The organism is Streptomyces sp. NPDC031225 (genome assembly GCF_055570355.1).
In genome coordinates this window covers 283212-306564 of record NZ_JBVIHJ010000006.1, presented here as the reverse complement: position 1 = coordinate 306564, position 23353 = coordinate 283212, and the positions used below count along the sequence as shown (strand labels likewise).

Genomic DNA, 23353 nt, shown 5'->3' with positions numbered 1-23353 from the left:
CGCGCGGTGGAGCAGCTCGGTAGCTCGCTGGGCTCATAACCCAGAGGTCGCTGGTTCAAATCCGGCCCGCGCTACGAGATCCGGCCCCTCAACATCATGTTGAGGGGCCGGAGTTGTGAGACGTCCGGTTCTGTACGGCGGCCGGGGACCGGTGACGCGGTCGCCCACGGGATCACCGCATACGCGCCGACGGAGCCGGACACCTACCTCGGCGACGATGCCCCGGCGTGGGCGGAATCGGTCCTGCCCGGGGAGTGGCCTGCGTCCGGCGCGTTGCCGTTCGGGCACACGCTGCGGTAGTCGGTTTCGGGGATGAGAGTGTGCCATTCGGCGGGGGAGAGGCTGCCTGCCGTGCGCGCGCAGATCCGGGCGACCGCGTAGGACGGGGTGACGGGGTACGCGCGCAGGGGGACGTGTGAGCCGGCGGCGTACAGGGCGCTGCCGTCGGAGCCGAAGGCGAGGGAGGTGATGCCCTCGCCGGGGGTGGTGACGGGGCTGAGGGCCTCGTGGCCGGCGGTGTCCCAGAGTTGGAGCGAGCCGAAGTCACCGGCCACCGCGAGGGTGGTGCCGTCGGGGCTGAACGCCAGGGCGCTGACGGCCTCGGGATCGCCGCCCGCCAGGGGGGCGGGGAAGGCGTTCGGCAGGACGGCGAGCCGGTGGCTGAGACCGGCGTCCCAGAGGGTGACGTGGCCGGAGGCGTCACCGACCGCCGCCTGGGAGCCGTCCGCGTTGAAGGCCAACGCCTCCACCTCATCGCCCCGGCTCAGCGCCTGCTTCCTGCTGGGCCCGGCGGGCAGGGCGGTGACACTGTCGCCGACGACGAGCAGGTGGCCGTCGGGGCGCAGAGCCAGTGCGGTGTCGTGCAGATCGCCCAGCACTGACGTCCGGCGGTGTCGCTCGGTGCTCCACACCTCCGCGTTCTCACCGGTGGCCTGGGGTCGGGCGGCCACCAGGGTGCGCGCTCCTGGGCCCAGGGCCATCGCCTCCACCGCTGCCTCGGGGGCGGATGCGGCGAGGTCCAGCGTGGTCCGCGCATGGTCGCCGGCCAGGTCCCAGACCCGTACGAGCTGCCTGGTCGTCCCGCGCCCCGGTGCGGAGATCCCGTAGGCGAAGGTGGTGCCGTCCGGGGTGAACGACATCAACGTCAGGGCGTAGTTCGTGTTGATCGGACCGCTGCCGTCGGCGGGGGTGGGGAGCGGGACGGTCGGCAGTGTGCGGAGCAGACGCCCGTCGCCGGTCGTCCGCAGCCTGAAGACGTAGCCCCCGTCGGCCTGTTCGGCGGTGGCGAGGACACGGCCGTCCGGACTCAGCAGCGTGTTGTTCAGCGGGGTTTCGTGCCAGGCGGAGGTGACGGCCGCGCCCACGTCGAGAGCGTGGACCGAGCCTGCTTCGAGATAGCGCAGGACCGGCTTGCCGGGGTCCCAGGTGAAGGCTCCGGATGGCTGGCGGCCGTTCAGGTCGTGGCGGAAGACGGGTGAGTCCGGTACGGACAGCCGCCACACCGCCAGCCGGCCGGTGTCCGTGGTGGCCAGGAATTTTCCGTCCTGGCTGAAGGCGGCGGAAGAGACGTCCGGGGACGCGATGGCAGCGATGAGCCGTCCGGAGGTCGTGTTCCAGACCTGTACGCCCGTATGGGAGACCACCGCGAGCCGGTCGCCTGCCGAGTCGAACGCAAGGAGTGCGTTGTCGTCACCGCAGTGGTTCTCGCCGGCGCTCGCCCAGCCGCCCGAAAGATCGCGCCGGCGGCTTGTGTCCCGGACTTGGAGCGGGCCGCTGACGGGGCAGACCGCCACCAGTCGGCCGTCGGGGGTTTCGGCGATGTCGGCGTCGCTGGGGACCTGCGCGTGGCGCAGGACATGGCCGTCCGTCACCGAACGCAGGTCGAGCCGCGGATCCTCGATGGCAGTGGCCAGGTACGTGTGCGGGTCGGTCCCGAAGGAGGGCAGGTACTCGTCCGGTATGGGATGCGCCCCTCCGGTCCAGCGGCCCGTCGCCAGGTCCCACAGCCGCCAACCGCCATCGCCCGGCAGGTCCAGCGCGAGCACGCGGCCGTCCGGGCTGCTCGCCAGTACCGGACTCGACGGCAGGCGCCCGGAGGCGATCGCCCGGTGCGTGACCGTGTCCCAGGTGTGCCACGTGCGGCCGGTGGCGCTGAACAGGACACGGCCGGAGTCGGTGAGGAAGCGTGCGTCGGCGCCCGGCCCGGGATCGGTGAAGACATCCTCCTCGGGCATGGCCATGGCCCCGAGCAGTGCGGCTCGGGTCTCCGGGAGGGCCGCGATCCGCCAGGCGGCCACGCTGAGCAGCATGGCGGTACGCGGATCGGTGGTGTGCATCGTCAAGGCAGTCTCGGCGACCCGGCGGGCTGCGGTGTCCTCGCTGTCCCGAACCTCGGTGCCGTGCTGCTGCCAGGCGACCACGCCGGTCACCAGCGCCACGGCCAGCAGGGCGGAGAGCGCCGCGAACAGTCGGCGGGTTCGCTTCCTCGCGTGCGCCGCCGACCGGCGCTCCTGGTCGCGGACCTCCAGGGCGGTCGTCAAAAACGCCCGCTCGGCGGCGGTGAGATCGTCGTGCTGTCCCTGTTCCCCCGCTTGTGCCTGCCCCGGCCCGGGGAAGAGTTCGACTGCGCGGTCAAGGCGGGCCCCCCGGTAGAGGGCTCCCTGGTCGCGGCCGAGTTCGTGCCAGGTGCGGGTGGCCTCCGTGAGGTCGCGGTGGCGTCGCAGCCGCTCACGGTCCTCGTCGATCCAGCAGCTCAGCCGCGGCCAGCAGCTGATCAGCGCCTCGTGCGCCAGGTCCACCGTCGCGCCGTCCAGGCAGAGCAGTCGTGCGGCGGCGAGCCGTTCCACGACCGTGGGCAGTTCGGGGTCGGACCACTCGTCCAGGTCGGCGCGGGTGGCCGAACGCCGGGTGTCGGGAGTGCCCTCACCGGGGGCGACCAACCGCAGGAGAAGCCGGCGGGCGGTGCGCGCCTGGGCCGGTGTCAGCGCGCCGTACGTCCGTTCCGCGCTGGCCGCGATGGCGCCGTGGACGCCGCCGACCTCCTCGTACCCGGCGAGTGTCAGGATGCGGCCCCGCCGTCGCCGCCAGGTCTCCAACAGGGCGTGGGAGAGCATGGGCAGCCCGCCGGGCTGGTCCACCACCTCCTCCACGATCCGCGAGGTCAGTTCCCGTTCGACGACCAGACCGGCTGCGGCGGCAGGCCCGGTGACCGCCTCCCGCAGTTCGGAGGGGCTCATCGGCCCGACCAACAGGCCGCTGTGCCGCAGCGCGTCGGCGAGTCCGGGTATCTCGGCGCACCGGCCGTAGAAGTCGGCACGCATCGCGATCACCACGCGGAGCCGGGAGGCGGGGTTCCTGGCGGTGAGGAGCAGGTCGATGAAACGGCTGCGTTCGGCTCGGTCCCGGCAGAGGGTGAAGACCTCCTCGAACTGGTCGACGATCACCCAGCTGTCCGGGTCGCCGTCCCCCGGCTCCAGCAGGTGGCCGTACGTGGCCGCAGGGCGCTCCCCGGGCGTGAGGATGCGCAGCGCCACCGGGCGGCCCGTATGCCGTGCGGTCTCCTGGGCGGCCGGGACGAGTCCGGCCCGCAGCAGGGAGGACTTGCCGCTGCCGGAGGGCCCGAACACCGCCCCGAACCGGCGCTCGCGCACAAGGTCCAGCAGGTCCCTCACCAGGCGCGCGCGGCCGAAGAACAGGGCCCGGTCACCCGGTTCGAAGCGGGCCAGCCCCCGGTACGGCGACTTCTCGGCGCCGTCGGCCTCCGCGTCGCCGCGGGCGGCCGTCTCCTCGGCGGCGACCTCCTCCGCGGCGGTCTTCCAGCGCAGTTCCCACTCGGCGGGGTCGGCGTCACAGGCCTGTGCGTACGCCCGTACCGCCGCCGCCGACGGCAGCCGTTCCCCGGCCGCCGCCCGTGCCAGCGTGGTCACCGACATGCCCGTTCGCTGCGCCATCATGCGGTACGAGGGGCTGCCCGCGCTCTGCCGCAGCTCACGCAACTCGTGGGCGAACCGCTGCGTCGGCCCGGCGGCAGGGTCCACCGGGCGTTCAGGACGACCCAATCCAGCTCTCCGAAACAAACAGGAAACATCAGAAAGCGGCAAAAAGCCGCATGGTTCCCGCACTATGACTGAGCCGACCGGGGACCCGCAACGGCCGGGCCGGTGACATGGATCACCGGCCCGGCCGTCAGCAGGTCAGAGGAACCGCCGTCTCACGCGTGTTCGTAGACGGAGATGTGGCTCCTCCACTTGGCGACGGTGTCGGGGATGTAGGTGCCGCCGGGCGGCGTGATCAGGAACTGGTCGTCCTTGTTCGAGTTGGCCGCGTAGGTGAGCCCGTCGCAGGAGACCGCCCACCGCTGCTGGTGGGTGGCGTCCTCGGCCAGGCACTTGCCGTTGGAGGCCATCAGCTCGTCACCGTCGGCGAACCACCACTGGCGGGAGTCGCTGTAGTTGCATGGGGTGAGGGCGACGTTGTAACTGGTGTTGGTCAGGCACTTGCTGCCCTGGCCGATCAGGTAGCCGATGGCGCCGTCGGAGTTGGTGTGCGGGGTCTCGGCGACGTCCCAGTTGTAGAACGGGCGGTTGTAGCTGCCGGAGTACAGGTCGTCGTGCACATCGCTGCCGGAGGCGTGGGAGGGGATGCGGAACTGCACCCCGTCGGCGATCGGCTGGCCCTGCTTCTCGGCGATGGCGGGCTCGATCGAACCGCCGCCGGTGTAGGCGATCGGGAAGGCGCCGAAGTTGTGGCCCATGACGTAGTTCAGTGTGTTCTGGACACTGCCGACCATGTTCGGCCCGATGTTGCCGATGCGGGCGCCGACGGACTTGATGGCCTGTCCGGCGCTCTTGAAGGTGGCCCGGACGCCCCTGCCGACGTAGGCCTCGTCCAGCTTGTCGAGGCCGGAGAAGGCCAGCATGGAGACCGTCGCGTCGAAGAAGGCACCGCCGACGCTCTTCCAGTTGAGGTAGCCGTCGGTGAGGTACTGGAAGGCCAGGGCGCCGGCGAACCCGCCGGCGAACGAGGCGAAGCGCACGCCCCACTTGCAGCCGACCGGACCGGTGAGTGAGCAGATCAGCGTGGAGGCGAGGATCGTGATCGCCGCGTCCACCGCGATCTCCACCCCCCGGGCGGAGATGTAGGACCAGCCGGCCTGCGCCGCCTTGTGCAGCTTGCTCGCGCAGTCGGCGGTGGCCTCCTTCTTCTTGGCGGCCACGATCTCCACCTGCTGGCCGGTGAGCGTGTAGGAGGCGGACTGGACGACCGGCCCGGTCATCGCGGGGCGGGCCTGCTCGCCGTACGCGGCCACGATCGCGTTGACCGAGTCGTCACAGATCTGCGAGACCGACACCCGGGGTGCCGCGGCCATGCGCGAGGGCGCCGTGAAATCCATGACGGTGGTGATCACAGCGGCGACCAGGACCGCGATGAGCAACGTCCGTATCGGCACCCGTCCTAGCGGGCGTCTGGAAACCCAGGGCAGCATTGAGGAGCTCCTTGGAGGCGGGGACTGCGGGGACAGACCTGATCCTTTGCCGCTCGCGATTGTTCCCAAAGCCCCTCTCCAGGCCCGAAACAACTCCACGACCTGGGCAAACTCCCGCGGCTCGACCCGTGCGCCCCCGACGTGGCCGGCTCTTCCCGTGAACGCTTACGATCCTGCTCGCCGACTGGTCCCTGATGCGTGCGTCTGGGACCATGCTTTTCGGTCTGCCGTGGGCTTGATGGAGTCGGGTTGCTGGGCAGTGGCCGATCGAGCAGCCTCCGGAGGCTGTGCCCGGCGGTTGTCTGCCGGGGTTCCGTCGAAAGGTTCTCGATCTCGCCACATCGAGGGAAGGGCGCCGAGGCCACCGGGTTTCTTGGCGACGGAGACCGGACGCCCTATGCCTGCGGTGCAGGCACCTCGCCGGTATGGGGGAGTTGCCTGGCGTGAACGGGGGCGATCTCCGGTGCCACGGCCGCTACTGCGGACCATCTCCACCCGCAGCATTGTTTCGGTCTGGGAGACCGCGTTGCGACTGTGGCCATCCACGCCGACACCCGGACAGCACTCGATACGCTCCTGCACCTGAAGCGCTGCACGGCTTGTCGGTGCAGGTTAGGAGTATTCCTTGCTCTTCCGATGAGGTCCGGGTCGGCTCATGCCATGAACCGAGGCCAGGTCATTGCCGGTCACGCGCGTCGCCTCTCACGCCACCTTGCGGGAGCACATCGGAGGTTCCGTCTCAAGCCTTGGCGAGTGGTGCGACGGGCACAGTGGCACCGAGCGCGGTCCGCTGCAGCGCCGTGATGCGCTCGATGACGAGCCCCAGCAGCACGGCCGCTGTGATCATGAAGGTCTCCGCCACCACCAACAACGCCATCGACCCCGGGGCCACCCGGCCAGCCACCACGAGCACCACCGCATCCAGGATCCAGGCGATCCACCACAGGTTCACCAGCGTTGTGCCTCGCTGCTGCTCCCACGACGCGGAGCTGGCGCGCCCGATGTCGAGGACGAGCTGACGCGGGACGAAGAGGTTGACCACCGGTATGAACCACGCGCCGATCGTCCAGCCCCCACTCGGGACCGAGCCACCGGGGGACAGCTCCTGGGCGTTGCGCCGGGACCGGGCGAGCCACACGAGGAACAGCACGATCGCAAGAGTCATCAGATAGACGAAGATCATGGAGACGAAGCCCGACGTGCGCAGGGACGCATCCGTGTGGTGCAGGTAGTGATCCCGGACGGCCGCCGCGCGGGCCACGTCCGCCACGGCAGCCACTGCTATCGCCACCTGCGCGGAACGGGCAAGGATCCAGGGAGCTTTGCGTACGGTGCTCGTCATTGTCTTCGGCCTGTCTCGGAAGCGTGTACGGCTGCGGCGGGCGCTGGGGCGCAGTGATCATAGAGTCTGCGTGCTGCACACGCATACGTCTCTCGTGTCCTCGGTGGCGGGATGCACGGCTCCGACAGCGGATAGCCGCAAGTGCACGGGGACCGGCTGCGGGCAGCATGTCGATGACTCGGGCTGAACCGTGCCGCCGGTGTCGACTCCAGGGCAGGGGCCATGACGAGATCTCCTGGCAGGACGTGCTGTTCGCGGTCTTCGGGGTGCTGGTGACCGCAGCGGTGCACGGAGTGCGTGGGCTGGTGTTGCGGTTGGCCTGCCGAATCGGTGAAGGCGTATGTCCGTCCTGCGGCAGGGTGTCGGCCCGCGTGCATGACCGGTACGAGCGTCGGCTCCAGGGCCGACCTTCGACATCGACGCCGTCACCGCCGGAACCGCTCAGCGTCCCCACCGAGACGACTCACCTCGCCCGCACCACGGCGAACGAAGCCAACTGGACGAAGTGATCGCCTGTCGGGTCGGTCAGGAGCTCAGATGCTCATGAAGCATCTTCCACCCGCCCTCCCGCCGCACGATCACGTTGGTGCCTCGCCCCTGACCGGAGCGCGGTTCGCCTCCCACGACCCCGGACCAGGCGAACCGATAGCGGCACACGGAGACATCAGCCGTGAGTACGAGCCATTGCAGGTCCCGGACCTCATACACCTCGTTGAGGATCCTCGCGAATGTCGTTTCGATCGCGGATCGGATCTCCTCGATGCCCCGAAACGAGCCGTCCGAGAATCAGTACACGGCGTCCTCGGCGATGAACGGCACGACACGTGAAATGTCATGGCTGTTGTTGGCCCGTTCGTACTCGACCATGAACCCGGCGAGCTCAGATTCCAGAGATCTCCCATCCGTCATGTGGCCTATCATGCCGATGCCCTCGCCCGCCGTCGATCTTTCTCTTGACTGCTCCAGTGACCCATCGTTACGGCTCCTCGTGATCGCTGCCAGAGCCGTCAGCGGCCCCGATATGTTGGCTTCGAGCTGTCCCTGGCGGGTCGCGTGGGCGCATTAAGGGGTGGTGACAGGGGAAGGGGCCCCGCCTCGGCTCTTGCGGTGAGACGGTTCCTGTGGTGCCAGCAGGGGCGGTGCTGCGGATGTCCTTGTCCAAGCAGGAGCTGTTCGACCGGATCCGGCACGACAACTGGAAGCTCCAGCTGACGATCTGGGCTCTGTCGAAGAAGTACGGCGTTCACCGCCGACTCGCACCGGAGGCGCTTTCCTTGTCCGTGCCCACACCGCGTCACCGGGCGGTGAGAACGTCTCCTCGGATGGAGCTCTACAAGAAAATCCACGGCCGAGTACTCAGACCCTCCCGAACGGCGGGATCGTCGCATAGGTCACGCCGGACCAGGGCACTTCGACAAGATCGCGTTCCGAGCTCCAAGTGGATGTGTCGACCCGCCCACCGCTACAGCGACGCGGACCGGTGCGGAGAGCGAAGTACGAGCAGGGTGATCTCGCTGGGGGCGAAGACGCGGAACGGCGGGCCCCAGAAGCCGGTGCCACGGCTGGTGTAGAGGAGGGTGCGGGGGCCGTGGTGGCTGAGGCCGGCGAGGACGGGCTGGTCGATGCGGACCAGGTGGTGGAAGGGCCAGATCTGGCCGCCGTGGGTGTGGCCGGAGAGTTGGAGGTCGATACCGGCGGCTGTCGCCCGGTCGATGAACTTGGGCTGGTGCGCCAGGAGCAGGACGGGCAGGTCGGGGTCGGCGCCGTTCAATGCTCCGGTGAGGTGGGCGCGGTGGCCTGCGAGGCCGGAGGACTCGGCGGTGACGTCGTCCACGCCGGCGACCACGAGGGTGTCGCCTCCGCGTTCGAGCAAGATATGGCGGTTGCGCAGGGGCTCCCAGCCGAGCTCGTCCATCAGGTCGACCCAGCCCTGGGCCTCGCTGTAGTACTCGTGGTTGCCGGTGACGTATACACGGGCCCGGGTTGCCCGCACGGTGGCGAGTGGGGCGGCCTGGGCGCGACGGCGTTCGGCCGTGCCGTCCGCGATGTCGCCGGTGTGGCAGACCAGGTCCGCGTCGAGGGTGTTCACCGTCTCGCACACCCGTGCCGACCAGCGAGCGCGATCGAGGGGGCCGTAGTGGGTGTCGGTGATGAGCACGACGCGGAGACCGTCCAAGCCGGCACCCAGTCGCGGGAGTTCCACGTCGAGTCGGCGCACGCGGGGCACGCGGCGGGCCTCGGCGTATCCCCAGGCGAGCAGTACGGCGGCTACGCCGAGGACGGCCCAGGTGACGATGCGGGCCCGGTCCTGGCTCTCGCCGACGCCGGCCACGGTCAGGGCGACCCGCAGGAGGACGCCGATCAGCACGGACCAGGTGAACAGAACCCAGCTGGTCCCCAGCAGGGTGTCACCGATGATCGCCGCCCGGTCCTGCTGGCGCCGACCGTGGCCGCGCATCATCGCGAGCGGCATACCGGTGAGGCCGAGGGCGAACAGGGCGGTACCGACCAGCGTGACAGGCAGCGGCCAGTGCTGGCCGGTGTACAGGAGCACCCAGCAGGGCACGGCCCACAGGAGAACCGGGGCGATCAGCGGGATGTAGCGCATCAGGCGGTGCAGCCGGCTCTGCCGCGGTGCCTGCGCTTCACCCTCGGCGGGCCGGGTGTCGCTGGTGTCGGTCACGCTTGCCCTCCCTGACGAACTGCCGTCTCGCGCACTGTATCCGGTCGTTCTCGCAGTGGTTCGACCGGCGTTCACAGGCGCGACTCTCTTGGAACGACCGGTTCCCTGCGGCACGGCAGGACTCCACCGCAGACACCTTCCTTGGCGTGAGCCGACATCAGAGCGCTGTCCACGGGTGGGCTGTCATGCACCCGTGAGGCGGTGGTGTTTGTGACATGAGGGCGTCCCGGGGCTCGTGATAGGCACGGGACGAGGAATGGTGCTCCTGAGCCCCTCCGGCCGGCTCTGGAAAAACGGCTGACCCCGGGTGCTCGTCGAAGGCCCGGTCGACGCCGGGACGACGAAAACTTGGTGTGCGGCGACGACGGAACCGGGTAACGTCGTGGTCATGTTCTTCCAGACGCCGATTTACGAGTGAGAGCGTGACGGGCCCCTGCAGCCGTCCTTTGACGGCGCCGCGCCCGTCCCCCACCGATGAATCCGTAGATCACTTCACATCATTCCGGGAGAACCCGTGAGCAAGAACATCAACAACCCCGTGGGCATGGGCGGCGGCCAGCGCAAGAAGTTGTCCCGCGCCGAACGGCAGAACAACGGTCCGCACCGCAACCTTGACCGCCAGGGGGCCGCTGATCAGAAGGCGGAGCTGGTGCGCAAGATGCGCGAGAAGACAGGCGCAGCTGATAGCGCCGAGCAGACGGACGACGACACCGCACAGAGCTGACGCACCGCCGCCGCACGGCGGCACCGCATGGGGCAGGGCCCGGACCGCGACGCGACGACGCGGGGTCCGGGCCCTGCTCCGTAGCAGATGCGGGAGCTGGAAGCCTGGGGCCGGCCGGCTGGCCGGTGTCGGGCCGCCCTCGCTGAGGACGACCGCGCTCGCGCCGCGTTCGTCGGAACGTGGTCACGGCGAGGTGCCGATTTGGGCGTAGGCGTGGGGCTTGCCCCCGGTCGCTGTCGCTCACTTCAGCGCCGCTCCAAAATCCTGGCGTTCGCCGATCACAGCCGCGATCTCACCCACAGCTGGCGAGGTGCCCCTGTCGTCCGGTGGCGACCGTCTTCGTGATCACCTCCACAGAGGAGGGCAGTGGTTCCTCCGGCGAACTGACGCCTATACGCGCCGTGTTGCGCGTGTCGAGGGTGACGGTGAGGCAGAGTCCGTTGGAGTGTGGCGTCATGACTGACCCGATTCAGGACCCCCATTTCCTCCAGGATCCTTACCCCACCTTCGCGGCCATGCGGTCGAAATGCCCGGTGCAGTCCATGCCGACGGAGTCGGGCAGTCGCCCCAGCTATCTGGTCACCGGCTACGCGGAGGCCAGGGAAGCCCTGTGCGACCCTCGGCTCTCGAAGGACACGGCCGCCTTCTTCGCGGGCAAGGAGTCACGGCGTCGTCTGCACCCCGCAGTGGCGCACACCATGCTGGCCAGCGACCCGCCCCGGCACACCCGGTTGCGCAAGCTGGTGACCAAGGCGTTCACATCCGGGGCCGTTGCGCAGCTGCGTCCGTTCATCGCGCGGGTCACCGAGGAACTGCTGGACCGATGGCCGGTCGGAGAGCGGTTCGACTTCGTGGCCGCCCTGGCCGTGCCGCTGCCGGTCATCGTGATCTGTCAGCTCCTCGGAGTCCCGAAGAAAGATCGGCCCGACGTCCAACGCTGGTCCGGAGAACTGTTCGCGGCAGGCAGGCCCGACGTGATCGACGCGGCCTCTCATTCCATGGCCGACTATATGGCGGGCCTCGTCGCCGCCAAGCGCCTGGACCCCGGTGACAGTCTCCTCGACCGGCTCATCTCGGCTCGTGAGGGAGCCGAGCGTCTGAGCGAGGAGGAACTGGTCTCCCTGGCGGTGCTGCTGCTCGTGGCGGGGCACGAGACCACCACCAACTTCCTCGGCAACGCCGTGCTGACACTGCTGCAGCACCCTGGCGCGTTGAATCGCCTTCGCGAGAATCCGGACGACATCCCGGCCGCGCTGGACGAGTTGCTCCGGTTCGATTCCCCCGTCAGCACAGCCACCTTCCGGTTCGCGACGGAGGCGGTCACGCTCGGCGGTGTCGACATTCCGGCCGGGACCCCGGTACTGGTCTCTCTTGGCGCAGCCAACCGTGACCCCACGCGGTTCCCGGCACCGGACCTGCTCGACCTGGACCGGAACGCCGCTGCCCATCTCGGCTTCGGTCACGGCATCCACCGCTGTGTCGGTGCGCCCCTGGCCAAGGCCGAGGCGGAGATCGCCCTGCGAGCGGTACTGACTCGGTTCCCCGGCATCCGGCTTGCCACAACGGCTGAGCGACTGGACTGGCGAGCCACCCGTCTCGTTCGCGGGCTCGCAGCGCTTCCCGTCATGGCGTAGGTGTTCGGCGGATGGGAGTCCTGTTACCGGTAGTTCGTTAAATCTGCCTCTCAGTTGCCGCCACTCACACAAAGGTTGCCGCGACCGAGGCAAGCATGTTCACGGCCGCCGCTGTCGCCCTGCCGCACAGCGGCGTTCACCGGGTCGGGACGAACCCTCCCCGGACCGACGCGGAGCCGCCCGAACCCTGTGCGTCGACGCGGTAGCCGTCGCCCGCGGCACTGCGGACGCCGGTGCCGTTGTTGAACTGCGCGGCGAACTCATGTTTCCCGGCCGGAAGGGTCAGGCCCGGCTTGAGGACCCAGCGGTAGACCAGCGCGCCGTCGGCCTCCTGGACGGTGACGGTGAAGTCACCGTTCGGCAGGGTCTGCCAGGTGCCGGTGTTCTTCGCGCCGCCGGTCTGCACGATCCGGATCTCGACCGTGAGCGAGGTGAGTGGCTGGGCCGTCTTGAGGACGAGGTCGCTCTGCGTCCAGTAGACGGTGCTCTTCGGATCCAGCGAGCCGGCCGACCACAGCGGCCCGTTCTGGCTCTCGCCGACGGTCGGCGAGGGAATGGTGGCCGACGGAGTCGGGCGCGAGCTGCCCGGGGTGGTGACCGGGGGCGGCACGACAGGGGTGGGGCGGGCCGATGTCGGGTGCGGGGAGCTCACGGTCGGGGACGGGGCGGCAGGCGTGGTCACGATGGGCGGCGGCGGGGGAGACGCGACGATGGCGGCGACGGCGAGGCCGCCGGTCGTCAGGATGCCGCCGGCGGCGAGCCCGGCGAGGGCGACCCTGGTCCCGGACCTCGCGAACGGTCGCGCGCGGTGACGGACGGCGGGGCCGGCCATGCCGCGTTCCACCCGGGCCAGCATCCGCGCGCGGTCGGGCCGGTGGGCCTCGGCGGCCTCGCGCAGCCGACGGTCGATGTCCTCGTTCACCGGTTCCTCCTCCTCCCTGGCACCAGGTCCCCGGCCGCGTGTGCGCCCAGTAGCTTTTCCAGCTCGGCCATTCCCTTCGAGGTCTGGCTCTTCACGGTTCCCACCGATATGCCCAGCGCCGCCGCCGTGTCCTTCTCCGACAGGTCGAGGGCGTGCCGCAGCACCACGCAGGCCCGCTTGCGGAACGGCAGCCGGGCGAGCGCCGCGCGGACGTCCAGCACGGCCGCCGCGTCCGGCCCCTCCACCTTCTCGGGGCTGCGGGACCAGAACAGCGTGATCCGGCGTCGCTCCCGCACCATGCTGCGGATCCGTCCCCGCGCCAGGTTGGCCACCACACCACGGGCGTAGGCGAGCGGGTGGTCGGCCTGCCGCAACCGGTCCCAGTGCTGCCACAGGGCGACCAGGGCATCCGCCGCGAGGTCGTCCGCCGCGTCGGCCTCGCCGGTCAGCAGGTGTGCCAGACGGGCGAGCTCGGCATAGTGGCGTTCGAAGAATTCGTGGAACTCCACGGACGCGTCATCGAGGACCATCCCCCGGTCGCCCTCTCCTTGCCATGATGTGCGCGTTAGTTGCGCGTTCAACAACGAGGGTCGCAGCCTAACAGTGCCCAGCCTGGGATTCGAACGGCGGTCGTGCATGGTTGCGGGGCGGTGCAGGCCGGCCGGCGGGCTGGTCAAGGCCGGGCGAACCGGACGCCGGTCGGCTGCGCGACGTCCGGCTGCACGGCGGCGACGAGCAGCGCCAAGGGAATGCTCGTGATCATTCCGCGCCTGCGCCACGGTTGCGGCGCGGCGTGCTTCGTTGCCCTCATGCCCGTCCATCCGGTAGTTCGAGTCGGCCTTTCGGCTCCTGGTTGCCGCAGAGGACGAGAAGGTTGCCGCCGCGTACTCCTCAACGGCCCTGGCGCCGGCGGACACGGACGTCGCTCGGTCATCCTCGCCCCCGAAACCACGTCGAAAAAGTGTGCCGGGCGTGGCCGGGGATGGACCTTTCCTGGCCACGCAAGGGTGCTCGGGCGGACGTGGGGTCGGGGCCTGGGGTGGGTTGCCTCCCGGTCTCCTTCGGGGGCTGCAGCAGCCCACTCCAGGCGTCGCGAAACCGCCTGACCTGGTCTTCTGTTCTCCTCGCTTCTATGATCACACTCAGCCGAAAGGGGGCCGGGTGGACCGGACCGTACGCACAGTCGAGGACGTTCTCGCACTCTTGGACGGGCTGTTCGCATCCGAGGCCGAGGCCGAGGCCGGCCGCTCGGCGACCGGCGACGGCAAGGACTTCTGGGACCGCTTCTATGCCGACCGATCACAGCCGGTTCCGTTCTTCGTGGCGAAGCCCGACGAGAACCTGGCCGCCTATCTCGACCGGGGTCTGGTCGCTCCCGGTCGGGCCCTGGACCTGGGCTGCGGGGCGGGCCGCAATGCTCTGTTCCTCGCCTCGCGCGGCTTCGAGGTGGACGCGGTCGACCTCTCCGCGGTGGCCGTCGCGTGGGGCGAGGACCGGGCTCGCGAAGTTGGCGTCAATGTCCGATTCCTCTGTGGTGACGCTTTCGCTCTCCCCGCAACCGAGTTGAGTGGCCCGTACGACCTGGTCATCGACTCGGGATGCTTCCACCACTTGCCGCCACACCGCCGGGTCAGCTACCTGAGTCTCCTCGACCGCGTCCTGGCCCCCGGCGGTCATCTCGCCCTCACCAGCTTCGCTGCCGGCGAGGGAGGGATGGGATCGGAACATGCCGACGCGGACCTCTACCGTGAGCGCGACTTGCAGGGCGGCCTCGCTTACACGCCCGAATCGCTGCGCTGGATCTTCTCTGACCTGGCGGAGGTCGAACTGCGCCGCATGCGGGAGGAGCCGCCCGAGTCAGCACTCTTCGGTGTGACGTTCCTGTGGACCGCGTTGTTCTGTCGGGATGCAGCCTCTGTCACATCGGACGACATCCGCCCTGCTTACGACCTCGCGTAGGCGCTCATCCTGGGCATGTCCGTTCCGGCAGATGATGTAGCGGAAACTTCGCACTCGTGCTGACCGCCGAGGAAATCACGAGCCGACTGACCGCAACCGCAACCGCAACCGCAACCGCACCAGCACCGGAGGACGGGGACAGGGCGAACGTTGTCTGATGCGGCTTTGGAAGCCTCGCCCGTACCGGACCGACAGGCACCGCGGGCGGGTCGCGCCGGATTCGAAGCCCCACGAGAAGCCCCACGTCTGCTCCGGCCCCGGCCTACGCTCAGCAGGCCGACAGGCCGGCAGGCACATGATCGACGGGTTTCTTCGGAGCCAGTAAGGCTGACAGCCGGGGGAGGTCCGTGCCCAGTCCCCAGGGACCCTGCTGTTTGCCGGTTCGGCAACTTTGCGTGCGGTTCGGCGCAGGTCCGAGCAGCATCGACAACGCGCCCAAGCGGGGCGGCGCGGCACAGCATTACGAGCAGTGGGAGGCATCCGGTGTCAGGACACCACGAGCACGGTCGAAGCGGCGAGCACGACGAGCAGGCGGCCGCCGAGATGTTCGAACCGGCGGCATGGGACGAGCGGTACGCGGGGCAGGAGCAGTTCTGGAGCGGCGAGCCCAATCCGCAACTTGTCTCCACCGCCGCTGAGTTGACCCCTGGCACGGCTCTGGACGTCGGTTGCGGCGAGGGAGGCGACGTAGTGTGGCTGGCCGGGCAGGGCTGGCGCGTGACCGGCGCCGACTTCTCGGCCGAGGGTCTGGCCCGTGCCGCCCGCCACGCCGAGCAGGCCGGCGTGGCCGACCTGCTCGACTGGTGGCAGGTGGACGCCAGGGCCTTCGATGCCGGCGACCGGTCGTACGACCTGGTCACCAGCCACTATCTGCACGCCCCGGACGGCGGCATGGTCGACGTGACCCGCCGCCTGGCCGCGGCGGTTGCGCCCGGCGGGTTGCTCCTGGTGGTCGGGCACGCTCCGTCCCACCACTTCACGCAACTCGCTGAGAGCCACCGCAAGGCGATGTTCCTGGCCGCGGAACTCCTTCCCGGCCTGCCGGACGACTTCGAGCCCGTCGTCGTGGAGCAGCGCACCCGCACGCTCGCACGGGACACAGGGCCGGTCGAGGCCGAGGACTCGGTCCTGCTGGCCCGCCGCACGGAACGCTGAACACGTACTGCGGCCCTGTGGCGCGGTCACTGATCGAGTGACGGTGGTGATGGACGCGGCGTGCGGGACTCCAGGGCCGTCGGGGGAGGAGGGAAGGGGGAACAGGGAGCGTGCCGTTGAGGTCCGGGTGGCAGACTGCCTTCCTGGGCGCTGGTCGGAGCACCCGGGCCGCAGACTGTCGTACGACTCCTCTGTGCACCCGCCGAAGCGGTCGCCGGTGCCGGAGTCCAGGGCAGGCCGCGGTTCGCGAGTCCTGCCTGCCGAGGACCCCGGCAGTTCGGTTCAGCGGACCCGGATGAAGACCACGTCGTAACCGCTGTTCGTGGCACGGGACTTGACGTAGACGCCGTCGCCGCCACCGTTGGGGTTGCTCGTGTTGCCCTCGACGGTGGTGAAGGACGACCCGGACACTGTCCGCACGATGCCTATGTGCTCGTGGCCGCCGGTGAAGTCGCTTCCGCCGTCCCAGTCGAAGGCCACGATGTCTCCCGGCTGCGGGCTCGTCGTCACGGAGAGGTGGTAGGTGCCGGCCCGCGCCTGCTTGACCCAGCCCGAGACATAGGTGTTGCGGTAGGAGGTGGCCCCGGTCTGCTTGGCCACCCAGCTCACGAAGGTCGCGCACCAGGCGTAGTTGTTGGTGGACAGCGAAAGACCCACGGCCGAGCCATAGCTGTTCGCGCGGGCGCTGCCCTCGACCGTGCCGGCCTCGGCTGCCGCCACGTCGAGGATCTTGGCGTAACCGCCGCCGGGCGGGGGCGACGACGGCGGGGTGACCGCGCCGTACAGGGCGGCCTTCGTGTTCGGGCCCACATGGCCGTCGACCGAGAGGCCCTTCTCGGCCTGGAAGTCCCGGACGGCACTGTCGGTGAGCGCACCGAAGTCACCGTCGACGGCGAGATCGGCGCCATGGTGGTTGAGCAGGCTCTGCAACTCGGTGACACAGCCGCTGCGCTGGCCCTGCACGACCTCGTTCGGGCAGGAGGCGGAGTTCAGGTTGATCGGCGCGGGCGCGCCGTTGCCGCCGCCTCCGCCGATGTTCGAGTACAGGGCGGCCTTGGTGTTCGGGCCGACCTGGCCGTCGGCGCTGAGGCCGCTCGCGGACTGGAAGGCCTTCACGGCGGTGAGTGTCTGCGGGCCGAAGCTGCCGTCGACGTCGAGGCTCTGTCCCTTGCCGTTCAGCAGGGACTGCAGCGTGGCGACGCAACCGCCGCTCTGTCCCTCCACGATGTTCTCCGGGCACGACGCCGACCGCAGGTCCAGGCCCGTCGACGGTGACTCGTCGGTGTCGTACAGCGCTCGCTTGGTGTTCGTGCCGACCTGGCCGTCGGCCGTGAGTCCCTGGGCGGACTGGAAGCTGCGGACGGCACTGGCGGTCCCGGCGCCGAAGTCGCCGTCCACGTCGACCGTGTAGCCGTGGTGGATGAGCAGCCGCTGGAGTTCGGTGACGCATCCGCCCTTGGCGCCCTGGACGATGTTCGCGGGGCACGAGGAGGAGTTGAGGTTGACGGGGGCGGGCGCCGAGCCGCCGGTGGCGTACAGCTTGCTCTTGGTGGCGGGGCCCACCCGCCCGTCCACCGCGATCGCTGTGGCGGCCTGGTACTCACGGACCGCGTAGAGCGTGGTCGACCCGAACTGACCGTCCACCGCCAGACCGGCGCCGTGCGCGTTGAGCAGGTTCTGCAACTCCGTGACACAGCCGCTTGCCTGGCCCTGCACGATCTCGTTGGGGCAGGACGCGGACGTCAGCTTGACGGGGGCCGGCGCCGCCGACGCCGGGCCGGCGCCGAGCACGATGCCGGCCGAGACCATCGCCGCGGTGGCGGCGAACGTCCCGACGCGGATCCGCCAGCCCGGTCCGGTGTGGTGTGTGGTTCTGTGCGGTGGGTTCCTGTCTTCGGCGCGGACGAGGAATGCGAGTCTTCCCATGGCGGCGAGGTTCTCCTTCTCGAGACGAGCGTGGGGCGTGGCGGGGAAAGGTGCCGAGGAACCGCGACTCTCGACTCGCCGCTGTTCGACAGGCGTTCGGTACCGGTGCGGACCGGGGAGCGGGGAGCGGGACACGCACTCGCGGCCCGTCCTTGGCGGGCAAGGACGGGCCGCGGTCGGTCACTCGACGATCAACCCGGTCGTTCGACGATCAGCCGTACAGGCAGGTCGCACCGTAGGGGCAGGTCGTACCGGGCGCGGAGGTCGTACCGGACAGACGGGTCGCACCGGTCGGGGAAGTCGTACCGGTCAGGCGGCGAAGCGCTTGAACGCCGCCCGGGTGCCCGAACCGGCGATGCCGTCGATGTCGCCCGTGTAGCCGTAGCTGTCCTTGAGCAGACGCTGCAGCGCCTTGATGGTGTTGGGGCCCGGGTCCCCGTCGATCTCACCGGTGTAGCCCCAGTACTTCGTCAGGCAGCGCTGGAAGGCCTTCCAGCTGTTGGTGCCCAGCTGACCGTCGATGGCCCCCGTGTAGCCCCAGTTGTCCGCGAGGAAGTCCTGGACGTTCTTGGCCTCGGCCGTGGTCAGACCGAAGTTCTGCGTCGCGGCCACGGCGGCGGGCTGGGCGGCCACCGCGGTGTGCGCGGTGCTCGTGGTCGCCGCGAAGCTGGTGCCCGCGGTCGCCACACTGCCGGCGGCGAGGCCGACGACGGCGATGAGGCCGGCGATGGTCCTGCCCAGAGCGTTGGGTCGCATGCGTTCCTCTTTCGTTTGTGGGGTCTGCACCTGTCACGCCGAGCGGGCCAGGTGGCGAGACCAAGGTGCAGGGCGCTCGGGCACGGCGGCCACCGGTCCGGCCCAGGTGGCGGTCTTACGGGACGACGACCGTGCTGACCTGCGACGACAGTGTGGGGTGGGACGGTGATGTGGGACACCTGTGACAGATGTGGCGTGCTCATGCAGAATGCGCAGCAGTGGAGGGGGCCGCCGTTCACGCACACGACCATGCTGACGTCCACTTTGGGGGAAACATGCCGCGCTCCAAGACGCTGCCCGCGGAACTCGACCTCAGCGCGCGGCAGTTGGTGACCCGCTTACGCCGACTGAAAGATCACAGCGAGCTGACGATGCGACAGCTCGCGACCAAGACCGGCTACAGCGCCAAGTCGTGGGAGCGTTACCTGGGAGGGGCGTCGCTGCCACCGCGGGAGGCGGTGGAGGCCCTGGCCAGGATCACCGGCGCCGACCCCGTCCCCCTGCTCGCACTGCACGAGATCGCCGCCGACTGCCGGGACGGCCGACGCGCAAGGTCCGCCGTACAGCAGCCGGACGAGCGGCGCGAGCGGGATCAGGAGCGACAGGCCGGTCGGACGACACCGCATCCGGGGCTACCGGCCGCGCGCACGCCACCCCGGGCCCCCGCACCGGCCCCCGGTCGCTTCCCACACCTCGCTCTCACCGCAGGCGTCGCCGCCCTGGCCGTAGCGCTCTCGGCGGTGCTGCTGCTCATGCTGCGCCTTGACGACGGAGTGAGCCAGGCGGCCGTCACCGCTTCGCCCCGCGCCACCGCGGCCTCCCCGACGCCCTCCTACACCTGCCGCATCACACGGGTCGACGGCCGCTGGTCGGCGGGCATCAACGAGGGCCGCAACACCGAGATCGTCTACGGCGCTACCGGTGCCGACGTCGCCGAGGCGCAGTGTCTGCTGCGCCGGGCAGGCATCTCACCCGGCGGGATCGACGGCATGTTCGGCCCGCTGACGCTGCGGGCGGTCAAGACGTTCCAGGGCCGCGCGGGCCTTACCGTCGACGGCATGCTGGGACCGCACTCGTGGAAGGCGTTGCGCGAATGACACCCGGCGAACCCTCGCCGCCGGGCGCGCGACTGGCCGCCGTACTCCAGCAGTTGCGACAGCGCACCGGACTGAGCCTTGCGCAGCTGGCGAACGCGACCACCTACAGCAAGTCGTCCTGGGAGCGTTACCTCAACGGCAAGAGCCTGCCACCGCGCAGCGCGGTCAAAGAGCTGTGCCGTCTCGCTGACGAACCCTCCGGTCATGCGCTGGCGCTCCTGGACATCGCCCGCGCGGACCGGACGCAGGACACCGGACCGACGCGGGCGACTCCGGTTCGACGACAGGGAGTCGCCGCGGGGACGGACACAGCAGCCCCAGGCTTCGCCACTGCCCCACCCGGCACCGGCACCGGCACTGGCACCGGCACCGGCACCGATGCCGACATCGGTGCCCGAGAGACAGCTCCGAGCGACGCCGTTCCGGCCCACGCACCCCCGCCCGCCACCGGCCCAAGTGAGACGTTCCCGAGCGGCGCCGACCACACGCGCACGATCCCAACGGCCCACCGGCGCGCGCATATCCTCACCGCCCTCCTGTCGACCTGTGCCGTCGTTCTCGGGGCGCTCGTACTCACGCACCTTCCTCCTATGCACCGCGATGAGGCGGCACAGGCCCCCACGCCCTCCGCGGCCACGGGGCCGCTCTGTCGGCACACGGCCTGTCAGAACAAGGACCCGATCGCGATGCGATGCGGCGCCGAGCCGCTGACCCTGGCCGAACGCGAGACCGCCACCGGTGCCTTCGTCCAGATCCGCTACAGCCAGGAATGCGGGACGAGCTGGGCCCGGATGTGGGGCGCGGTCGTGAAGGACCGCGTCGAGATGCGGGTGGGAGGCCGCCACGGTTCTCTCCACAGTGCCCAGGTCACCACCCGCAACGAGGTGGACACCTACGTCCACACCCTCATGAGCGTGGTCAGCCCCGGGACGCCCGTGCAAGCCTGCTTCAGCCCTGCGGCCGGCGGCGAAAGGGAGTGCTTCAAGGCCCACTCCACGGACGGGGCAGTCTCCGCTTCTGTCACGGCCCGCTGATAGCAGCACGGCGCACCGTCCCCATGTCGTACGGGCGGACGCCTGCACCCGGTCGAGCAGGTGGGCGTGTGCTGGGTAGGGGCCGAGGCCGGCGCGCATGGCGGTGGGTGCGTGCACCACTGGGTCTATTCGGCCCAGGTGCGTTCCAGAAGGGTGCGGAAGGTGGTGGGCTCTCGACCGATCAATTCGGCCAGGGTCGGGTCGACGCCGGTGAACTCCCCCTCTCGCGCCGCCGCGAAGATGCTCATCAGAAGGTCGGCGATCGTGGCGGGGGCACCGTGGGCCAGGGCTTGCTCGCGGAAGGCATCGTCGGGGACGACGGTACGGGTGAAGGGACGCCCGGTGACCTGGGCCGCTATCTCGGCGACGGCGTCGAAGTCGAGTGCCGTCGGACCGGTGAGCGGAGGGGTGGGCCCCTCGAAGCGGCCCTCGTCGGTAAGGATCGCTGCGGTGGCCTCGGCGAGATCGTCGTGGCCGGTCCATGCGACGGGGCCGTCGGCGGGGAGGGCGATGTCGCCTGTGTGGCGGGCGGATTCCAGGAAGTGCAGGGCGCTGGCGGTGTAGAAGCCGTTGCGCAGTGCGGTCCAGGGCAGGCCGGTGGCGCGCAGTAGGTCTTCGGTCCGGGCGTGGTCACGGCATGCCTGGAAGCGGGAGTCGTGGGCGGCGCCCATCTGGCTGGTGTACAGGATGCGGCCGACCCCGGCCTTCACGGCGGCGTCGATCGCGGTGCGGTGGCCGGTGACGCACTCCTCGCCCGTGCGGTCGAGAGAGACGAGCAGCAGCTGCTCGGCGCCCTCGAAGGCGTGGACGAGTGAGGCGGGGTCGTCGAAGCTGCCCTGTCGGACGCGGACGCCGCGGTCGGTGAGGCCCTGGGCTTTGCGGGGGTCACGGACGCTGACGCCCACGCGGTCGGCGGGGAGGCGCTCCAGGAGTCGCTCGACGGTGCGGCGGCCCAGGCTTCCGGTGGCTCCGGTCACGATGATCACGGGGTTCCCCCAACGTTGTTTCCAGTGGAATCACCTATACGGTAACACTGGAACTAACGTTGGAATCAATATCCCGATATCATCGATACATGCCTACCCGTGACACCGCCGACAGCGCCCGCCGACGCATCATCGAGGCGGCTATCGAGCTGCTGGAGAGCGGCGGCCCCGACGCGCTGAGCACCCGTGCGGTCGCCGCCGCGGCCGGGATGCAGCCGCCGGCCATCTACCGCCACTTCGGCGACAAGGACGGACTGCTGGAGGCGGTCGCCGAACACGGCTATGCGCAGTTCCTGGAGAGCAAGCGCGCGCAGCTCGACCCCGCGCCGGAGGACCCGGTGGAGGAACTGCGCCGCGGCTGGGACATGGTGGCGGAGTTCGGGATCTCGCGCCCCGAACTGTTCGCCGTGATGAACAGGGCCACCGGCTCGGAGTCGGACGCGGCGCACCGGGCGGGCTTGGAGATCCTGCGCGGGCGGGTGCGTCGGCTGGCGGCCGCGGGATGGCTGCGGGTCGACGAGGAACTGGCCGTCCAGATCATCCAGGCCACCGGCCAGGGCGGGGTCATCACCTGGCACTCCACCCCCGCAGAACACCGCAATCCGGCGCTGCTGACCGTCCTTCGCGAGTTGATGGTCGCCGCCGTCACCCGCGCCGAACCGACGGTCCCCGCCGCGGAGTCCGGGCCGGCCCCAGCAGCCCGCGCGCTGCGCGCCGCCCTCCCCGACGACGCCGACGTCCTGAGCGACGCCGAGCAGCGCCTGCTGCGCGAGTGGCTCACCCGCCTGGCGGCAGACGGCGGCATGCCGCGGGCCTGATCCTCCGTCAGCCCACCTCGTGCAGGTCAAAGGTCGCGAACAGGCACCCGGGACGATGCGTCCATGCAGGGCAGTTCGACCGGAGGCGGCAGGGTTCCACGTGGCCGAACAGGCGGATGCCGGTGCCGACCGGTGGCGAACAGGACGGGCGCGAGCGTGATCGAGAACCCTCGATCAGGCCGCTGTCCGGGCACGCCTGGACCGCCTCCCAACCGCCGATGGTGCGCCCATCCGCCCATCGCGGTCGAACATGACGCGCGCGGCGGATGCCCTCCTCACTCGCCCTCGCCGCTCCCGGCGGACGGTACCTCGCCATAGGGCGGCGGGGCCTCACCCGCGGTCGTCACCTCGAAGGTGTTGAGGAAGTCGCAGATCAGTTGGTAGAAGCCGACGGTGATGACGAGATCGGCGAGCTGGTTCACCGTCAGAAACGCCAGCAGTTTCTTGCGCTCGGCATCGTCGAGGGAATGCCGGGCGAGCAGTCGGTCGGTCGCGGTGAGAACGGCTGCCTCGGCCGCGGACAGGCCCTCGGGGGAGCCGGTCGCGGCGGCGGCGATCGCCTCCTCGCCGAGTCCGACGAGACGGGCGATGTTCTCGTGATGGTGGATCTCGTACGCCGCCCGGTAGGCCTGACCGACCCGGACGATGGCGAGTTCGCGTAAGGGGTCCGGCAGGGAGTTCCGCCGCAGGATCGCATCCCCCAGCGCCAGCACACCGGGTGCCCGCGCGGGGGAGTGCATCATCATCCGGAAGACGTTGAGCGAACCGCGAGCGGTCACGTCCTCCTGCAGTTCCGCGGGCAGTGCGGAAAGGTCCGGGTACTCCATGTCGG

Annotated in this window: 18 protein-coding genes, 1 tRNA gene and 1 pseudogene; 8 read left to right on the top strand and 12 right to left on the bottom strand. The window is 70.0% G+C overall.

Features of this window, described 5'->3' with window-relative positions; all coding sequences use genetic code 11:
* Nucleotides 1-74 (top strand) — tRNA-Met (locus ACZ48Z_RS13110).
* 129 nt (nt 75-203) lie between these two features.
* Here the strand turns inward: ACZ48Z_RS13110 and ACZ48Z_RS13105 are convergent.
* The 6 genes and pseudogenes from ACZ48Z_RS13105 to ACZ48Z_RS13080 form a co-directional block, all read right to left on the bottom strand.
* Nucleotides 204-4037, bottom strand: a complete 3834-nt coding sequence (locus ACZ48Z_RS13105) for an nSTAND1 domain-containing NTPase (RefSeq protein ID WP_468735902.1) — start codon at nt 4035-4037, stop codon at nt 204-206.
* A gap of 173 nt (nt 4038-4210) precedes the next feature.
* Nucleotides 4211-5449 carry a hypothetical protein gene (locus ACZ48Z_RS13100; RefSeq protein ID WP_468735901.1) on the bottom strand — a complete coding sequence of 413 codons (1239 nt, stop codon included), beginning with the start codon at nt 5447-5449 and terminating at the stop codon, nt 4211-4213.
* 775 nt (nt 5450-6224) lie between these two features.
* Complete coding sequence (locus ACZ48Z_RS13095; RefSeq protein WP_468735900.1) at nt 6225-6827, bottom strand: DUF4328 domain-containing protein; 603 nt, start codon at nt 6825-6827, stop codon at nt 6225-6227.
* Nucleotides 6828-7352: 525 nt separating this feature from the next.
* Nucleotides 7353-7598 (bottom strand): annotated as a pseudogene (locus ACZ48Z_RS13090) (YybH family protein); the annotation flags it as partial.
* A gap of 15 nt (nt 7599-7613) precedes the next feature.
* The gene (locus ACZ48Z_RS13085; protein WP_468735899.1) at nt 7614-7736 is read right to left on the bottom strand and encodes a hypothetical protein; all 123 of its coding nucleotides are present in this window, start codon (nt 7734-7736) and stop codon (nt 7614-7616) included.
* Between the two features lie 553 nt (nt 7737-8289).
* Complete coding sequence (locus tag ACZ48Z_RS13080; RefSeq protein ID WP_468735898.1) at nt 8290-9510, bottom strand: metallophosphoesterase; 1221 nt, start codon at nt 9508-9510, stop codon at nt 8290-8292.
* A gap of 514 nt (nt 9511-10024) precedes the next feature.
* On the opposite strand from ACZ48Z_RS13080, the gene ACZ48Z_RS13075 reads away from it, so the two are divergent.
* The gene (locus tag ACZ48Z_RS13075; RefSeq protein WP_468735897.1) at nt 10025-10234 is read left to right on the top strand and encodes a DUF6243 family protein; all 210 of its coding nucleotides are present in this window, start codon (nt 10025-10027) and stop codon (nt 10232-10234) included.
* A 455-nt stretch (nt 10235-10689) separates the two neighbouring features.
* Complete coding sequence (locus ACZ48Z_RS13070; RefSeq protein WP_468735896.1) at nt 10690-11868, top strand: cytochrome P450 family protein; 1179 nt, start codon at nt 10690-10692, stop codon at nt 11866-11868.
* Nucleotides 11869-12004: 136 nt separating this feature from the next.
* Here ACZ48Z_RS13070 and ACZ48Z_RS13065 read toward each other — a convergent pair whose 3' ends face one another.
* Nucleotides 12005-12790: a hypothetical protein gene (locus tag ACZ48Z_RS13065; protein ID WP_468735895.1), complete on the bottom strand. Its 786-nt coding sequence runs from the start codon at nt 12788-12790 to the stop codon at nt 12005-12007.
* Nucleotides 12787-13320: a SigE family RNA polymerase sigma factor gene (locus ACZ48Z_RS13060; RefSeq protein WP_468735894.1), complete on the bottom strand. Its 534-nt coding sequence runs from the start codon at nt 13318-13320 to the stop codon at nt 12787-12789. The genes ACZ48Z_RS13065 and ACZ48Z_RS13060 overlap by 4 nt, the downstream gene beginning before the upstream one ends.
* Nucleotides 13321-13951: 631 nt before the next feature.
* On the opposite strand from ACZ48Z_RS13060, the gene ACZ48Z_RS13055 reads away from it, so the two are divergent.
* Nucleotides 13952-14749, top strand: coding sequence for a class I SAM-dependent methyltransferase (locus ACZ48Z_RS13055; RefSeq protein WP_468735893.1), 798 nt, complete (start codon nt 13952-13954; stop codon nt 14747-14749).
* A 483-nt stretch (nt 14750-15232) separates the two neighbouring features.
* Nucleotides 15233-15904 carry a class I SAM-dependent methyltransferase gene (locus ACZ48Z_RS13050; protein WP_468735892.1) on the top strand — a complete coding sequence of 224 codons (672 nt, stop codon included), beginning with the start codon at nt 15233-15235 and terminating at the stop codon, nt 15902-15904.
* A 282-nt stretch (nt 15905-16186) separates the two neighbouring features.
* On the opposite strand, the gene ACZ48Z_RS13045 is transcribed toward ACZ48Z_RS13050, so the two are convergent.
* Entirely contained in the window at nt 16187-17830 is a 1644-nt protein-coding gene (locus ACZ48Z_RS13045) for a peptidoglycan-binding protein (RefSeq protein ID WP_468735891.1), read from the bottom strand.
* 309 nt (nt 17831-18139) lie between these two features.
* Nucleotides 18140-18586, bottom strand: a complete 447-nt coding sequence (locus ACZ48Z_RS13040) for a peptidoglycan-binding domain-containing protein (RefSeq protein WP_468735890.1) — start codon at nt 18584-18586, stop codon at nt 18140-18142.
* A 275-nt stretch (nt 18587-18861) separates the two neighbouring features.
* On the opposite strand from ACZ48Z_RS13040, the gene ACZ48Z_RS13035 reads away from it, so the two are divergent.
* A complete protein-coding gene (locus ACZ48Z_RS13035) occupies nt 18862-19683 on the top strand; it encodes a peptidoglycan-binding protein (protein ID WP_468735889.1) in 822 nt (273 codons plus the stop codon).
* Entirely contained in the window at nt 19680-20717 is a 1038-nt protein-coding gene (locus ACZ48Z_RS13030; protein ID WP_468735888.1) for a helix-turn-helix domain-containing protein, read from the top strand. The genes ACZ48Z_RS13035 and ACZ48Z_RS13030 overlap by 4 nt, the downstream gene beginning before the upstream one ends.
* Nucleotides 20718-20842: 125 nt before the next feature.
* Here ACZ48Z_RS13030 and ACZ48Z_RS13025 read toward each other — a convergent pair whose 3' ends face one another.
* A complete protein-coding gene (locus ACZ48Z_RS13025; protein WP_468735887.1) occupies nt 20843-21703 on the bottom strand; it encodes an SDR family oxidoreductase in 861 nt (286 codons plus the stop codon).
* A gap of 89 nt (nt 21704-21792) precedes the next feature.
* On the opposite strand from ACZ48Z_RS13025, the gene ACZ48Z_RS13020 reads away from it, so the two are divergent.
* Nucleotides 21793-22521 carry a TetR/AcrR family transcriptional regulator gene (locus ACZ48Z_RS13020; RefSeq protein ID WP_468735886.1) on the top strand — a complete coding sequence of 243 codons (729 nt, stop codon included), beginning with the start codon at nt 21793-21795 and terminating at the stop codon, nt 22519-22521.
* 275 nt (nt 22522-22796) lie between these two features.
* Here the strand turns inward: ACZ48Z_RS13020 and ACZ48Z_RS13015 are convergent, their stop codons facing one another.
* Nucleotides 22797-23348, bottom strand: coding sequence for a carboxymuconolactone decarboxylase family protein (locus ACZ48Z_RS13015; protein WP_468735885.1), 552 nt, complete (start codon nt 23346-23348; stop codon nt 22797-22799).
* Between the last annotated feature and the right edge of the window lie 5 nt (nt 23349-23353).